The 15,673-nt window shown below is 35.2% G+C and carries 14 protein-coding genes; 3 read left to right on the forward strand and 11 right to left on the reverse strand.

Annotated features, from left to right (window positions below):
- Positions 1–13 precede the first annotated feature (13 nt).
- Positions 14–466, reverse strand: coding sequence for a thioredoxin-dependent thiol peroxidase (gene bcp / locus EQG63_RS07000; protein ID WP_129435645.1), 453 nt, complete (start codon positions 464–466; stop codon positions 14–16).
- Positions 467–529: 63 nt separating this feature from the next.
- On the opposite strand from bcp, the gene EQG63_RS07005 reads away from it, so the two are divergent.
- Positions 530–1,189, forward strand: a complete 660-nt coding sequence (locus EQG63_RS07005; protein ID WP_129435646.1) for an endonuclease III domain-containing protein — start codon at positions 530–532, stop codon at positions 1,187–1,189.
- 23 nt (positions 1,190–1,212) lie between these two features.
- Here EQG63_RS07005 and EQG63_RS12240 read toward each other — a convergent pair whose 3' ends face one another.
- The 5 genes from EQG63_RS12240 to glpK all read right to left on the reverse strand — a co-directional run bounded on the left by EQG63_RS12240 (position 1,213) and on the right by glpK (position 5,970).
- The gene (locus EQG63_RS12240) at positions 1,213–1,356 is read right to left on the reverse strand and encodes a hypothetical protein (protein ID WP_164974475.1); all 144 of its coding nucleotides are present in this window, start codon (positions 1,354–1,356) and stop codon (positions 1,213–1,215) included.
- Between the two features lie 50 nt (positions 1,357–1,406).
- Positions 1,407–1,991 (reverse strand): RNA polymerase sigma factor, encoded by a 585-nt coding sequence (locus EQG63_RS07010; protein ID WP_129435647.1) that lies wholly within the window; start codon positions 1,989–1,991, stop codon positions 1,407–1,409.
- A 216-nt stretch (positions 1,992–2,207) separates the two neighbouring features.
- On the reverse strand, positions 2,208–2,915 hold the full coding sequence (locus tag EQG63_RS07015) for an MIP/aquaporin family protein (RefSeq protein ID WP_129435892.1): 708 nt from the start codon (positions 2,913–2,915) through the stop codon (positions 2,208–2,210).
- A 16-nt stretch (positions 2,916–2,931) separates the two neighbouring features.
- Positions 2,932–4,482: a glycerol-3-phosphate dehydrogenase/oxidase gene (locus EQG63_RS07020; RefSeq protein ID WP_129435648.1), complete on the reverse strand. Its 1,551-nt coding sequence runs from the start codon at positions 4,480–4,482 to the stop codon at positions 2,932–2,934.
- Positions 4,483–5,970: a glycerol kinase GlpK gene (gene glpK / locus EQG63_RS07025; RefSeq protein ID WP_129435649.1), complete on the reverse strand. Its 1,488-nt coding sequence runs from the start codon at positions 5,968–5,970 to the stop codon at positions 4,483–4,485.
- Between the two features lie 143 nt (positions 5,971–6,113).
- Here glpK and uvrA point away from each other — a divergent pair, with 143 nt between their 5' ends.
- The gene (uvrA, locus tag EQG63_RS07030; protein WP_129435650.1) at positions 6,114–8,900 is read left to right on the forward strand and encodes an excinuclease ABC subunit UvrA; all 2,787 of its coding nucleotides are present in this window, start codon (positions 6,114–6,116) and stop codon (positions 8,898–8,900) included.
- A gap of 34 nt (positions 8,901–8,934) precedes the next feature.
- Here the strand turns inward: uvrA and EQG63_RS07035 are convergent, their stop codons facing one another.
- On the reverse strand, positions 8,935–10,125 hold the full coding sequence (locus tag EQG63_RS07035) for a M20/M25/M40 family metallo-hydrolase (RefSeq protein ID WP_129435651.1): 1,191 nt from the start codon (positions 10,123–10,125) through the stop codon (positions 8,935–8,937).
- Positions 10,126–10,398: 273 nt separating this feature from the next.
- On the opposite strand from EQG63_RS07035, the gene EQG63_RS07040 reads away from it, so the two are divergent.
- Entirely contained in the window at positions 10,399–11,064 is a 666-nt protein-coding gene (locus EQG63_RS07040; protein WP_129435652.1) for a hypothetical protein, read from the forward strand.
- An 81-nt stretch (positions 11,065–11,145) separates the two neighbouring features.
- On the opposite strand, the gene EQG63_RS07045 is transcribed toward EQG63_RS07040, so the two are convergent.
- The 4 genes from EQG63_RS07045 to EQG63_RS07060 all read right to left on the reverse strand — a co-directional run bounded on the left by EQG63_RS07045 (position 11,146) and on the right by EQG63_RS07060 (position 15,611).
- The gene (locus EQG63_RS07045) at positions 11,146–12,420 is read right to left on the reverse strand and encodes a glycosyltransferase family 4 protein (RefSeq protein WP_129435653.1); all 1,275 of its coding nucleotides are present in this window, start codon (positions 12,418–12,420) and stop codon (positions 11,146–11,148) included.
- Between the two features lie 31 nt (positions 12,421–12,451).
- Positions 12,452–12,817, reverse strand: a complete 366-nt coding sequence (crcB, locus tag EQG63_RS07050) for a fluoride efflux transporter CrcB (RefSeq protein ID WP_129435654.1) — start codon at positions 12,815–12,817, stop codon at positions 12,452–12,454.
- On the reverse strand, positions 12,818–15,241 hold the full coding sequence (locus EQG63_RS07055) for a YfhO family protein (protein ID WP_129435655.1): 2,424 nt from the start codon (positions 15,239–15,241) through the stop codon (positions 12,818–12,820).
- A 94-nt stretch (positions 15,242–15,335) separates the two neighbouring features.
- Positions 15,336–15,611, reverse strand: a complete 276-nt coding sequence (locus EQG63_RS07060; protein ID WP_129435656.1) for a DUF4834 family protein — start codon at positions 15,609–15,611, stop codon at positions 15,336–15,338.
- Positions 15,612–15,673 lie beyond the last annotated feature (62 nt).

Raw genomic sequence — 15,673 nt, forward strand, 5'->3', positions numbered from 1 at the left:
ACTGTCTTTTTTTTTATTTTAAAATCTGATTGGCGTGTTCTTTGGTTTTGACATTGGTAATTACCTCGTCAATAATTCCGTTCTCATTAATCACAAAAGTTGTACGATGAATACCGTCAAATTCGCGCCCCATAAATTTCTTCGGCCCCCAAACTCCAAATGCATTTATCACCGATTTATCTTCATCTGCTAATAAGGGAAAGGGAAACTCAAATTTATCTTTAAATTTTCCTTGTGCTTTTGCCGAATCGGCACTTACACCTAACAGAGCATAATTATTCGCTTGAAAACGTTCAAAATTATCTCTTAAATCGCAGGCTTCTGCTGTACAACCTGGAGTATTGGCTTTCGGATAAAAGAAAACCACCAATTTTTTTCCGTTGTACATTTCAAGAGTATGTTGTTTTCCATCCTGGTCAAAGCCTGAAAAATTAGGTGCTTTATCACCACTATTCAAATGTGTCATTTTCGTATTAAAAGTTTAGGAGTTTAAAAGTTTAGTTTTTAGCTTTACCAAAAATAAACTAAAATGACCAAAGCTGAACGTGCAACGTTTGTTATAAATACGTTAAAAGAATTATATCCTACAATACCCATTCCGTTAGATCATAAAGATCCTTATACACTTTTAATTGCGGTGTTACTTTCGGCACAATGCACGGATGTTCGTGTGAATCAAATCACTCCGCTCCTATTTGCCAAAGCTGATAATCCTTATGATATGGTAAAACTTTCGGTGGAAGAAATACGCGAAATTATTAAGCCATGCGGGCTTTCTCCAATGAAATCGAAAGGAATTTATGGTCTATCGCAAATTTTAATCGAAAAACACAACGGTCAAGTACCTCAAAGTTTTGAAGCTTTGGAAGAATTGCCGGCAGTGGGACACAAAACAGCCAGTGTTGTAATGAGTCAGGCTTTTGGAGTACCAGCTTTTCCGGTTGACACACACATTCATCGATTAATGTACCGTTGGAACTTGACCAATGGAAAGAATGTACAACAAACCGAAGCCGATGCGAAGCGTATTTTTCCGGAGGAAACCTGGAATGATTTACACTTACAAATTATTTGGTACGGTCGAGAATATTCCCCTGCTCGTGGATGGGATTTAGAAAAAGACATCATCACTAAAACCATTGGAAGAAGTAGCGTTCTTAAAGAATACTATAAAAAAACGTCCCGATAAATTGGGACGTTTTTCGTGTTGTTTTAGTTTGCATTCAATTCGACATTTTCATTTCCTACCTTCACTATTTTCAAAGCTTTTGAATAGTTTAAAATAAAATTAACCGTTTCTTTTTTCGGTAACATTTTTTGGGTAGATTTTGCCTTTTTAGTGTAAAGTTTTGCCATATTTTATGTTAATTGTTTACACTATAACGCAACTTCAATTGTAATATTGTTTAGTTGGTTAAAATAATTTGATTTTTTTCGATGAGTCTTCGTAAATTCATCAATGCATATCGCATTCTTCCTAAAGCGGTATTGATACTCACATTGGTTAAATCGGCAATTTCTTTGAAACTCATATCGTCATAGATACGCATTTTTAAGACTTGCTTCTGATCTTCAGGCAATTCATCAATCAATTTTAACAAATCATTTTCAACTTGTTCGGTAATTATTTGACTTTCAATATTTGGACTATTATCGGTCATGTATGAAAAAATAGAAAACTCTTCCGTTTCTCTATTCATCGGCATTTTTTTGTTTTTTCTGAAAGTATCAATAATTAAATTATGTGCAATTCTCATGACCCAAGGCAAGAATTTACCTTCTTCATTGTAGGAGTTTCCTTTTAAGGTTTTAATCACTTTAATGAAAGTGTCTTGAAAGATATCATCAGCAATGTCTCTATCTAATACTTTAGAATAGATAAAACCATAGATTTTAGATTGATGTCGATTGATTAAAACTTCTAATGCAGTTTCATCACCGTCAATATAATTCTTAACTAATAAAGCGTCTGGAAGTTGATTTGTAGCCATAACAATACTTTTTAGATTTTGGGTGTTAATCTTACGAGAATAATTTCTCTTAAAAGTATTTTTATATTATAAGCTTACGTTTTTAATGGTTATTGCCCCAAAGTTAAATTAAAAAAGTCAACAAAAACAAAATAAATTTAAAAATTTAACATTTTTTATATACTAAAAATCACTTCTCTGTATTCTAAAGAAGTGATTTCTAAAATTTTATCGTAATTATTGCAAGATGCTAAATACAAGTACAGCAAGTAAACCGCCACAAATTGGGCCTACTACCGGAATCCAGCTATAACGCCAATCGCTAGTTCCTTTATTTTTAATAGGAAGAAGCGCGTGCATAATTCGTGGTCCTAAATCACGAGCGGGATTAATTGCGTAACCTGTGGCACCTCCTAATGATAATCCGATGGCAAGTACCAACAATGCTACCGGTAACGCATCTAAACTTCCTAAAGAATTATCAGGACCGGTTAAAAACAAAATACCAATAATTAATACGAAAGCTCCAATACATTCAGAAAGGAGATTGTAAAAGTTATTTCTAATGGCTGGTTCATTACAGAAAGTAGCTTTGATTAAACCGGCATCAGAAGTCTCATCATAATGTTGTTTGTATCCAAGAAATACTAAAGTTGTTCCTGCCATTGCTCCTAAAAATTGTGCCAAAATATAAAGTGGAACACTCGACCAAGCAAACTTTCCTAAAACAGCTAAAGATAATGTTACTATTGGATTTAAATGTGCACCACTACTTGCGGAAACCATATAAACTGCGATAAAAACTGCCATAGCCCATCCAAAAGTAATCACTATCCAGCCACCATTATTCCCTTTGGTTTTGTCTAAAACTACATTGGCTACTACTCCATTTCCTAGAAGGATTAAAATCATTGTGCCTAAAAATTCGGCGAAAAAAGGACTCATCATTTTGCTTGTTTAGTTAAATTAAATATTGATTGGCGAGTGCTGTAAAATACACTACTTGTTGTTGTTCCCATTCGGGAGATTTATTTTTTTCTTTAGCCATGATCGAAGCAACGACAACTGCGCATTCTTTAGCTACTTTAGCATCCAAAAAAAGTAATCGTATTCTTCTGGCTAAAATATCTTCTATAGTTTGTGCCATTTCATTGTGAATCATCCAAACCACTTCCGCTTTGGTATAGGGATAATCGGGATGCAAAGGTTCACCTAATTCAGAATCGTCTTGAATCAACTTTTGAATTTTTTCTGCATCTGAACCATAAATCGATAAGTGAGAAGGTTCGAAAACATCTGCCCAACCGTGAATTTTTAATCGCTTGGTCTTACATTTCACAAATTCCAATTGGGCTTTTTGAATGGCAATATCTATGGTATGTTGTGCCATACTCCTGTAGGTGGTCCATTTTCCACCAGTAATATGAATTAACCCCGAAGATAGAATTGTAATTTTATGATCTCGAGGCATGACTGCCGTAGAAGATTCGTTTACTACTTTTGCTAAAGGACGTAATCCCACAAAAACGCTTTTCACATCGGCTCTTGAAATTTTGGATGTCGAATATTTATTGAAATGATGCAATACAAAATCAATTTCTTCTTGCAAGGCTTGAGGTTCTAATGCAACATTTTTCACTGGTGTATCGGTCGTTCCTAAAACCAACTTATCATGCCAAGGAATCAAGAAAAACACTCGTCCATCATCTGTTTTAGGCATCATTAAAGCAGTATTTCCGCTAAAAAAATGCTTGTCTATGACTAAATGAATTCCTTGTGATGGTGCAATGGTTTTGGTTGACGTTCCCTCAGCCATTTGCAAAACATCATCGGCGAAAACGCCAGTTGCATTAATTATTGACTTCCCTTTAATTTGATATTCTTCCTCGTTAAACGAATCTTTTGCAACAACACCTACAATCTGATTGTTTTCTTTAATAAACTGCGAAACACCACAATAATTGAGCACAGTTGCTCCATTTTCAATAGCGGTTTGGGCCAGATTAATTGCCAATCGACTATCATCAAACTGACCATCAAAATATAAAATACCGCCTACTAATCCTTTTTTATTAATATCCGGTAGGTATTCTAATGTTTTTGATTTAGATAAAAATTTGGTGGCTCCCAAACTTAATGTACTTGATAAGAATTCATAAATCCAAAGTCCAGTACCATAAAACCATTTATCGAAATAGGTATACGAAGGCATTACAAATGGTAAAACTTTGCAAACATGCGGTGCATTTCGAAGCATTCTACCACGCTCAAAGAGTGCTTCTCGAACCAATCGAATATTGCCTTGTGCCAGATAACGAACGCCACCATGAACCAACTTAGTGGCTCGACTCGAAGTCCCTTTGGCAAAATCATGCTTTTCTAACAATAGTGTTTTGTAGCCCCGGGAGGTGGCATCGATAGCACAACCTAAACCCGTTGCACCACCACCTATGATAATGATATCGTAAGTGGGATTTTGAGAAAGTATATGTATTTGCTCTTCGCGATTCATTTATATAAAAGAAATAGAAGCATTAATGGCTTTTTCCCATCCTGTTTTTAAAACATTTCGGTTCGCTTCTGTCATTTGCGATTCAAAAATGCGTTCGACTTTCCATTGGTTTTGAATTTCATCTATATTCTTCCAAAATCCAACCGCCAATCCGGCCAAATAAGCGGCTCCTAATGCTGTAGTTTCGGTAATGACTGGACGAACTACATTAGTATCTAAAACATCAGCTTGAAATTGCATTAGTAAATTATTAATGGTAGCTCCGCCATCGACACGAAGTTCCTTTATTTTGATATTACTATCGGCATTCATCGCCGAAAGCACATCCATCGTTTGATAGGCAATACTTTCTACCGCTGCTCTCGCAATATGAGATGTATTTGTCCCTCTAGTCAATCCGGTAATGGTGCCACGAGCATGCTGATTCCAATATGGCGCCCCCAATCCGGCAAAAGCAGGTACTATATATACGCCATCGGTTGTGTCGACTTTCGTTGCTAAAGCTTCCACTTCATCAGATGATTTAATTATTCCCAATCCGTCACGAAGCCATTGTACGACAGCACCTGCAATAAAAACACTACCTTCGAGTGCATAGTGGGTCACTCCGTTTATTTTCCAAGCGACAGTCGTTAATAAATTGTTTTGGGAAGTAATCATTTCTACTCCGGTATTCATTAGCATAAAACAACCTGTCCCATAGGTATTTTTAACCATTCCAGGATAAATACACATCTGTCCGAACAAAGCCGATTGTTGATCGCCGGCGATTCCCGCAATTGGAATTGCTGTTGACCCATCAAGAATAGTAGTTTGTCCATACACTTCACTACTACTACATATTTTAGGAAGTACACTTTTAGGAACATTCATAATTGTAAGCAATTCTTCATCCCATTCGCAGCTAGCGATATTACATAGCATTGTTCGGCTGGCATTACTCACATCAGTCGCATGTACTTTACCATTCGTTAATTTCCATAGCAACCACGTATCAATAGTGCCAAAAAGCAAACCACCCAATGCTGCTTTAGCCCTTGCCCCTTCAACATTATCCAAAATCCATTTCACTTTCGTACCACTGAAGTACGAATCGACTATTAGTCCTGTTTTTTGTTGAATTAAAGCTGCTTTTCCAGCTATTTTCAATTCATCACAAAATGAAGCCGTTCTTCTGTCTTGCCAAACAATGGCATTGTAAATTGGAAAACCAGTATTTTTATCCCAAACGACTGTCGTTTCTCTTTGATTGGTAATTCCAATAGAAGCAATCTCTGAAACTTGAATATTGGCTTTTTGAATGACTTCCAACATGGTTTCAAGCTGCGATTCCCATATTTCCATTGGACTGTGTTCTACCCAAGCTGGATTAGGGAAAATTTGAGCAAACTCTTTTTGAGCAACAGCGACAACATTTCCGTCTTTATCAAATAAAATAGAGCGACTACTAGTAGTACCTTGATCAAGCGACAAGATGTATTTTGACATAAAAAATAGATTTTAACAGAAAAGAAAATAATTCTTTTTCATAAAAATAATCATTGAAAATGTAGGATTATTATTTCTGACAACAACTTATTAACAAAAGTCATTTCATAAATGTTTAACTTTGTAAAAATTGACATTTTTATATGCTTACCGATATTTCAACACTCGAACCCAAAAAAAATATTCTTATTAAAGGCGCACAAATTCATAATTTAAAAAATTTGGATGTGGCCATTCCTCGTAATAAATTAGTAGTAATTACAGGTTTATCGGGTTCAGGAAAGTCGAGTTTGGCTTTCGATACGTTGTATGCCGAAGGACAGCGTCGGTATGTAGAAAGTTTATCGAGTTATGCCCGTCAGTTTTTAGGGCGATTGGACAAACCCAAAGTCGATTATATCAAAGGAATTGCCCCGGCAGTGGCTATTGAGCAAAAGGTGAATACAACCAACGCACGTTCTACCGTTGGAACTTCGACCGAAATTTATGACTATCTAAAATTACTTTTTGCGCGAATTGGAAAAACCTATTCTCCTAAAACAGGCCAAGAAGTCAAAAAAAATACCGTTTCCGATGTCATTAATGATGTAAAAGCTTTTGAAGTAGATTCCAAATGGTTACTGCTTTCTCCAATTCACTTGGAAGAAGGGCGTCAATTAGAAAACAAACTCAAGGCACTTCTAAATCAAGGTTTCGCACGAATTTTAGTCAATAACGAAATGATTCGTTTAGATGAAATTGACCAACATTCGTTTGACAATAAAGACATTCTTTTAATTATCGACCGAATTGTTGTCAAACATGAGGAAGATTTCTATAACCGATTGGCCGATGCGGTACAAACGGCATTTTATGAAGGGAAAGGAATTTGCTATTTACAAGAGTTAAATACGGAGAGAAGAAATTCGTACAGTGCCAATTTTGAATTAGATGGCATCACCTTTTTAGAACCAAATGTTCATTTATTCAGTTTCAATAATCCATATGGTGCTTGTCCACAATGTGAAGGATACGGAAATATCATTGGGATTGACGAAGATTTAGTAATTCCTAACACTGCACTTTCGGTATATGAAAATGCGATTTTTCCATGGCGAGGTGAAAGCATGAGCTGGTACCGAGATCAATTGGTGAATAATTCTCATAAATTCGATTTTCCCATCCACAAACCGTATTTTGAATTGTCAGAAGCACAAAAAGAACTGGTTTGGAACGGAAATCAATACTTTGAAGGTTTGCATAGCTTTTTCAAAGAATTAGAAGAGAAAAATTATAAAATTCAAAATCGTGTGATGCTTTCTCGCTATCGCGGAAAAACGAAATGTAACACTTGCAAAGGAAAACGACTTCGTTCGGAAGTGAATAACATCAAAGTCGGCGGAAAAACCTTACCTGAATTGGTAGATGTTTCAATTAAAAAGTTAATTCCTTTTTTTGCCGAATTGCAATTATCCGAATACGATTCAAAAGTAGCCAAACGATTGCTAATTGAAATCAATACCCGATTGGCTTTTTTACAAAATGTCGGCTTGGATTATTTGACCCTAAATCGGAATTCGGCCAGTTTATCAGGAGGAGAATCCCAACGAATCAATTTAGCGACTTCACTCGGAAGTTCCTTAGTAGGCTCTATGTACATTTTAGACGAGCCTAGTATTGGTTTGCATCCGAAAGATACCGAACGCTTGATACAAGTATTGCTTTCGCTACGTGATTTAGGCAATACGGTAATTGTAGTGGAGCACGATGAAGACATTATGAAAGCGGCCGATATGATTATTGATATTGGACCCGAAGCAGGCACATTTGGAGGCGAATTAGTCGCACAAGGCACTTATGAAGAGATTTTACAATCCAACTCATTGACCTCATTGTATTTGAATGGAAAATTAGAAATAGAAATACCTAAAAAACGTCGAAAATTCAAAAACCATATCGAAGTTAAAGGAGCGCGTGAAAACAATCTTCAAAACATAGATGTTACCTTTCCTTTAGATGTACTAACTGTCATTACAGGGGTTTCCGGTTCTGGAAAAAGTACTTTGGTTAAGAAAATATTATATCCAGCCATTCAAAAACAAATTGAAGGCGTAGGCGAAAAAGCAGGTCAATATTCCGAAATATCGGGAAGCTATTCGCATATCAAACATATCGAGTATGTCGATCAGAATCCGATTGGAAGAAGTTCCCGCTCTAATCCAGTCACCTATATCAAAGCCTACGATGATATTCGTGAGTTATTTGCCAAAGAAAAATTATCCAAAAACAGAGGTTATCAAGCCAAACACTTCTCTTTCAATGTGGATGGAGGACGTTGCGAAACTTGTAAAGGAGAAGGTTCGATTAATGTAGAAATGGTGTTTATGGCTGATGTCTCTTTGCCTTGTGAAACTTGTGGTGGAAAACGCTTCAAAAAAGAGGTTTTGGAAGTCCAATTTGAAGGCAAAAATATCGATGATATTCTTACCATGACTATTGATGAATCGGTAGCTTTCTTTAAAGAAAAGAATCAAACTAAAATCATACAAAAACTACAACCTTTACAAGATGTCGGATTGGGTTATGTACAATTAGGGCAGTCCTCTTCTACCCTTTCTGGTGGTGAAGCACAGCGTATCAAGTTGGCTACATTTTTGGTAAAAGGAACCACCAAAGAAAAAGCATTGTTTGTATTTGATGAGCCTACCACTGGGTTACATTTTCATGATATCAAAAAATTATTAGCTTCTTTTGAAGCTTTAATCGAAAAAGGGCATTCTATTATTGTTATTGAACACAATTTGGATTTGATAAAATGTGCCGATTACATTATTGATTTAGGTCCGGAAGGCGGTGAAAATGGTGGACAACTATTGGCCTTTGGCACTCCAGAAGAAATTGTAAAAAACAAGAAGTCGATTACAGCTTCTTATTTAAAAGATAAATTATAAAAAAAGGGAAGCAAATGCTTCCCTTTTTTAAAACTTAATCTATCAGAATTTTTTTAAAGATTTGTTTGTCTTCCGATTGTAATTGAACTAAGTACATCCCTTTTGATAAACTAGATATTTGTAATGTTTCAATTAATTTAGGATTTTTAACTTCCTTCACTAAAACTACTTTTCCATTACTATCCACTACAGATACTTTGTATTCTGTTGTTTTTAACACACCAATATTGATATGTAAGGAATCTTTAGCAGGATTTGGATAAAAACTAACTTGAAAATCTTGATCTATCGTAGTTGTACTCAATGCAGTTTCTGCTTTTGCGAAATGTAAAATGGCACCAGTCGCTGCTTTTGCCACATTAAAATTATAAACGGGATCCATATTCACCAATAAATCGGTTGCTGAATGTTTATGTGATGTTTCATTGGTTTCAAAAAAACCAGTAATGATTTCATTATTGGCTTGAAATGGCATATAATCGGAAGCATAAGCATACGAAAGTGTCGTTTGCAAGGGAGAATAATAGCCCACACAAGTGATTAATTCATTCGTAAAAGTTGCTGAAACGGCATTATTCGTTGAAGGAGAATTGTTAGTATCTCTTTCGCAAGTAATATTGTTATTGGTTAGACCAGCTACTCCACCAACTTCATCTAAATTAAAGACCAAGCGAATGTCCATTTTTGGAGTGGTACCATTTACAACCGAACTTACAAAGTGTTGACTTCCTTTTAATCCATCTTCTTCCCCACTAAAATTGATAAATTTTATAGAATATTCTGTCGGCACATTTTGAAGCAAACGCGCCATTTCTAATATACTCACAACGCCACTTCCATTGTCATTGGTACCTGTACCAACAATTGAATCATAATGTCCACAAACGATTACATAGGTGTTCGGATAAACCGTTCCAACTTTGGTTATAATTAAATTTTTACAAACTGCTGTAGAACCACTGTAGGTATAAGAATCCTCAGTCATTTGTGATGCTGAATATCCAAAAGAGGTATATTTATTTTTAAGCCAATCGAGTGTGTTTTGTAATGCGGCAGTTCCTCTTCTCTTTACTCCCAAGGCTTCATATTCGGTTAAATTAGTAGTAATATTCGATTGAGAAACTTGATTGGCAATATCCGCATAACGTTGAATGAAAGTTTGAGATTGTAGTACATTCAAAAATAAGAATGCAATAATAGTAGGTAAATAGTTTCGTTTTTTCATTTTGGTTAGTTATTTGATTTGGTTTTTCAAATTTAATAAAAAACTGCATTTAAATCAAAAATCACAACGTACTGTTTGTCAAATATTTAAAAATATTATCTATTCCTTTTTATCTAAAAATTAATTTTTGGCACGCATATTGAATATTCCTACACAACAAGATATTTTTCTTGAACGAGGAAGCTGAAAATCGATTAGAGTAAGCAAATTTAAATTGGTGTATTATGAAATCGAAAGATTCACAAATACCTTAATTTTTAAAACTTTATTGTCATGAGTAAAAAAATTACACTTTTAGTGGCCAGCATCTTCCTGGCAGGAGGAATGGCCTATGCGTCAGAAAATCCAGTTTTTTCTGAAGGCAACAAAGAAAAAAGAATTCGATTGGTAGATTATCGCGATGCCGAGCCAATTGTTTTCAATGAAAGAGGAATTGATTTTTATGTTTTCCCAACTGGAGAATTTGATTTCAATACTCGTCCAGACGATTCGCATGGTGATTACTACTTCAAAACCGCAGGAAAAAGAGGGACTGTAGTAGTAGAAAGAGGTGGAAGACCTGAAAACTTCGGAGTTCGAATAGAGCGTGACGCTTTTGGTAGAGTTCGCCGAGTTGGAAATACATTCATCAACTATGATGCATTCGATAGAGTGAATAGAATCGGAACAGTCTATATGCGCTACAACAGCTTTGCTTTAACTCAAATTGGAGGAATGCGTATTATTTATGACCGAAAAGGAAGAATTGTAGATATGTTTGGTAATGTAAAGAGAACGTATCATACTGGTTACACTCACGATTATGATTATCCAAGAAACAATTATGATTCTTATGATAACGGTGACAGTTACTATTACAAACAAGATGGTACTAAAGCGAAAGTAGAGACTTTGGAAGATAAAAAAGAAGATAAGAGAGACGATGACTCTCGAAGATAGAATTTATATAGTGGTTATATATAAATTTGGTTAGGTTGGTTTGTTTATGTTGAACTCCTCGCTTTGCGGGGAGTTTTTCTTTTATAATAATTTAGCCAATTTCTCGGTTAAGTTTTTACGCGAATACTGTTGCAATCCGACACCATTTGACTTCAGGTTGCTTTGTAAATACAATTCGAAGTAGGATAGCAAAGTGGCTTTTAATCGTTCTTTTTCTGAATATTTAAAAAAGGAACCGGTATTAGTGGAAGTAATAATTTCGGCAAAATCAGAATCTTTTGGACCAATCGCAATGATAGGTCTTTCCGAAACAATATATTCAAATACTTTTCCTGGAATGATACTTTTAGTCTCTTCCGAATCAATCTCAATTAATAATAACACTTGCGATTTTCGTTGGTGTGCTACTGCTTCCTGATGCGAGACGTATCCTAAATTATTGACATAACTTTCCAACTGAAAGGTAGCAATAGAATTTAATACTTCTTGGCTTGTGGCTCCGATTAATTTCAATTGAAACTGGTCTGCAAATTGGGTATTTTCTGCAATCAATTCCTGTAAAACTTCCCATAAAATTTGTGGATTTCTATCGGATAAAAAAGAACCAATATGCGCTAAACTAAACTTTTCATCTAAAGGTTGCTTTACCACTTTTTCTACATCATAACCATTCGTGATTACATAAATGGGCTTGGACGTAATCGCCTCAAATTCTTTTTTGGTCGTCGGACTCGTAACCAACAATTCATCAGCAGTATTCATCACTTCGCTTTCCGAAGCTTTGTGCTTTTTCGCCGAGGAATTCGTCAATTTTAAAGCTTTATGATACCCAATGGTTGTCCAAGGATCACGAAAATCGGCAATCCATTTCACTCCTAATTCTTTCTTTAAAGACAAACCAATTAAGTGCAAACTATGGGGCGGCCCCGTAGTAATAATGGTTTCTATCTGATTTTCTTGTATGTATTTCGAAAGAAATTTCACCGAAGGTTTCACCCACAACACGCGAGCATCGGGAATAAACAAATTACCACGAACCCAAAGCATCATTTTCTGAACAAACGATTGCTTTTTCTGATTGGGAATAATTCCAGAACTTATTTTTTTGGTACTATTTTTTGAAAACACCGAAGCCCAAGCATAAGGCTCGATGATTTTATTTTTTAGAATGATTGCTATATCGGAAACTTCTGAAAGTAAATTTTCATCCACTAATGGATATGTTGGGTTTTCAGGGATATACACTACCGGTTGAATTCCGAAATCAGGTAAATACTTTACAAACTTTAACCAGCGTTGCACGCCGGGTCCGCCTGCTGGAGGCCAATAATAGGTTATGATCAGTACTTTTTTCATAGACTTTGCGAGGAACGAAGCAATCTCACTTCTAGTTTTTCATTAGTATTAATCCTACCCAAGTAGCTGTAAATCCAACGAGAATACTTAAAGCTGTATATAGCAAAGCGAGTCCCATTTGATTATTTTGTATTAATTGCACATTCTCATTCGAAAATGTAGAAAACGTCGTATAGCCTCCACACAATCCCGTAATTAAAAAGAATTTTAAATCCTGAGAGAGTACATTTTGTTTTTCGAAATAACCGAAGAACAAACCTATTAACAAACAACCCAATACATTCGCTACAAAAGTTCCGTAAGGAAATCCTTCATATTTTGATAAAGCTTGAGAAGTTAGATAACGTAAAACGCTTCCTAATGCTCCACCCAATGCTATGTACAGAATGGTTTTCAATTAGTTATTTGAAATTAACTTTTTTCTTTCCAGATAAATTCCGCCACCTATTAACAAAAGCATCAACACGAAGCTAATTAAAGCAATCGTACTTCCTGTTTTGACAACTTGTGGTTCAAATTTGAATACAATGTTGTGTTTTCCAGCTGGAACTGACAATCCTCTTAAAGCATAATCTACTCTATTGTGATCCGTTAATTTACCATCAATATAGGCATTCCATCCATTCTTGTAATACATCTCAGAAAAAACAGCATAACCCAGATTAGGATTATTAGAAACGTATTGTAATTCGTTTGGTTTGTATGACGTTAGTTTAATTGTTGCACCTTCCGTTGCAAAATCTTTAACAACGGGAAGTTTAGCAGCATTAGCCGAACTCATTACCGCTTGATTTTTAGAGTCAAATTTGGACAAGAATTTCATCTCCTCATCCGCATTTTTAGCCACCTGGATATCTTTCACAAACCATGCATTTCCATTGGCTTGTGTATTTAAAATCGTGATTTGTTGACCTTTTTCATTCGTTTGAATCAAATACTTCACATTTAGCATGTTGACCACTTGCATATTGTTTTTGGTGATTTGATAATCAAACAATTCCTGCATACGTCTTGGTTTTACAGCCGAATATCCTCCAATTGATTTATGAAAATAAGAAGAACGAGGATCACTCAGCGCATTTCCAGATACTTCAAATACTCTATAATATGATGTGTCTTTTCTAATTTCGGTGTCAAAAGAAGATTCCACAAAAGGTTCATCCACTTCACTTGCATTTACAAATGCTTCAGCATTTACATAATTTTTTGCGATAATAAACAAATCGGCAAACATTAAAATACCAACTAAAACTATCCCTACTTTATGAGAAATAGTATTTTTAATAGTTAAGAATAAAGCTCCAAAAGCCAACAAAATAAATACTGCTGAGCGAATTAAATCGCTAGTATACATCGATTGACGATCTAATTTTAAAGCATCTACAAATTCAGGTCCGTACGAGTCACGCAAATAGCCATCACTACCACCTGAAAAACTAAACATTCCTTTGCATAATAATAGCGTCACTAAAATACCAACACACACCGCTGCCGATTTCCATAAAACTGACCATCTTTGATTTTCTTCCGCTTTAAAGAAGCTCTGTAAACCCATAATTGCCAATACTGGCATACACAATTCTAAAATTACTTGTATCGATGAAACGGCTCTAAACTTGTTATAAAGCGGCACGTAGTTAATGAACAAATCTGTAAGTATTGCGAAGTTTTTCCCCCAAGACAAAAGTAAAGAAACGATAGCACCTGCTAAAAAGGCATATTTAATTTTTCGTTTATCCAGAAATAAAACCAAGACAGCCAAAAAGAAAACAACTGCTCCAATATAAGCCGGAGCTGCAACAATAGGCTGATCTCCCCAATACGTTGGCAATCCTTTTACGATTTCTTTAGCCTGATCCTCGGGAACTTCTTGTGAAATGGCAAATTCATATAGTGCTGATTTAGTACCAACATTTTCACTATTGGAACCTCCAAAAATACGAGGAGAAATCAAATTAAAACTTTCTGCTATTCCATAACTATACTCGGTAATATAATCATACGTCATAGATGTATTGGATTCACTTTTTTTACCGTCAGGTGAAAAAGTCAAATCACTTTTACCACGTGTACTTTCTTTCGCATATTCTTGTGTGGCTAAAATTCCAGTTGCATTTGTACCTATCCCAACCAAGCCTGAAACCACAAACACTCCAAAACTATACATCAATGGCTTTAGTTCATTTTTTTTGATTGCCCTATATGTATAATATGCTGTTAGAATCAGTAAGAAAATCAATAAATAGTACGTCATTTGAAAATGGTTCGCATTTAACTCTAAAGCAGCGGCTATCATTGTCAATAATCCACCAACAATCCATCTTTTTTGAAAAACTAAAAGTACTCCGGCCACCACCATCGGCATGTACGCAATAGCATGAGCTTTGGCATTATGTCCGACACCTAAAATAATGACTAAATAAGTTGATAATCCGAAAGCTAGCGCCCCTAAAAATGCCTTGAGTGGTTTAATTTTTAAGGCTAATAGTAAGACATAAAAGCCTAAGAAATACAAAAACATATAATCGGCAGGACGCGGTAAAAAACGCAACACACTATCAACTTTTTTGATATAATTGTGTGGATATTGCGCTCCTAATTGATACGTAGGCATTCCACCAAATGAACTATTCGACCAATACGTTTCTTCACCTGTTTGCTCTCTATAATCAATTAATTCTTTGGCTGTTGCTTTGTACTGAACAATATCAGATTGTAGGATTTTTTTTCCTTGCAATACTGGATAAAAATAGACAATAGAAATAAGCACAAAACCTAAAACAGCTAGTGCATGCGGATAAAAACGTTTGAAATTATTCATAAAAAATAGATGAAATCAAAATAAGGCGTGAAGATAACTAAATTTTAGATTTTAGATATCAGATTTTTGATTTTTGAATACAGAAGACTATTAACTAGTCATTCACTTCTTCATAGTCAACATAATCGCCCACTTGCTTCGTAGGTTTTTTAAAGTCACGCGTTGTTCTTTCAGGCTCTTGAGATCGCGTATCGAAACCTTGATTGAAATTACCTTGTTGGTACTGTCTATTAAAATTATCTTGTGCCTTATTCATTACTTTTCGCATTAAAATAGGCATAAAAATTCGGGCCAAAATTTTTACTAAATAGTAAAACCCAATCATATATATTATGGTTTTGAAAAAACCACTAAAAGAAGCTTCTTGCATGATATTTTTTTTCCAAAATTAAACATTATTCCGAATTCAATTCTTAAAATAATAATAAAAAA

The organism is Flavobacterium amnicola (genome assembly GCF_004122165.1).
Lineage (GTDB): Bacteria > Bacteroidota > Bacteroidia > Flavobacteriales > Flavobacteriaceae > Flavobacterium > Flavobacterium amnicola.

Coding starts and splice junctions, on each gene's coding strand:
- EQG63_RS07045 (WP_129435653.1), bottom strand. CDS start 12,420: ATGAAAAAAGTACTGATCATAACCTATTATTGGCCTCCAGCAGGCGGA.
- EQG63_RS12240 (WP_164974475.1), bottom strand. CDS start 1,356: ATGGCAAAACTTTACACTAAAAAGGCAAAATCTACCCAAAAAATGTTA.
- glpK (WP_129435649.1), bottom strand. CDS start 5,970: ATGTCAAAATACATCTTGTCGCTTGATCAAGGTACTACTAGTAGTCGC.
- EQG63_RS07035 (WP_129435651.1), bottom strand. CDS start 10,125: ATGAAAAAACGAAACTATTTACCTACTATTATTGCATTCTTATTTTTG.
- EQG63_RS07010 (WP_129435647.1), bottom strand. CDS start 1,991: ATGGCTACAAATCAACTTCCAGACGCTTTATTAGTTAAGAATTATATT.
- EQG63_RS07015 (WP_129435892.1), bottom strand. CDS start 2,915: ATGAGTCCTTTTTTCGCCGAATTTTTAGGCACAATGATTTTAATCCTT.
- EQG63_RS07055 (WP_129435655.1), bottom strand. CDS start 15,241: ATGAATAATTTCAAACGTTTTTATCCGCATGCACTAGCTGTTTTAGGT.
- EQG63_RS07040 (WP_129435652.1), top strand. CDS start 10,399: ATGAGTAAAAAAATTACACTTTTAGTGGCCAGCATCTTCCTGGCAGGA.
- bcp (WP_129435645.1), bottom strand. CDS start 466: ATGACACATTTGAATAGTGGTGATAAAGCACCTAATTTTTCAGGCTTT.
- EQG63_RS07005 (WP_129435646.1), top strand. CDS start 530: ATGACCAAAGCTGAACGTGCAACGTTTGTTATAAATACGTTAAAAGAA.
- uvrA (WP_129435650.1), top strand. CDS start 6,114: ATGCTTACCGATATTTCAACACTCGAACCCAAAAAAAATATTCTTATT.
- EQG63_RS07060 (WP_129435656.1), bottom strand. CDS start 15,611: ATGCAAGAAGCTTCTTTTAGTGGTTTTTTCAAAACCATAATATATATG.
- EQG63_RS07020 (WP_129435648.1), bottom strand. CDS start 4,482: ATGAATCGCGAAGAGCAAATACATATACTTTCTCAAAATCCCACTTAC.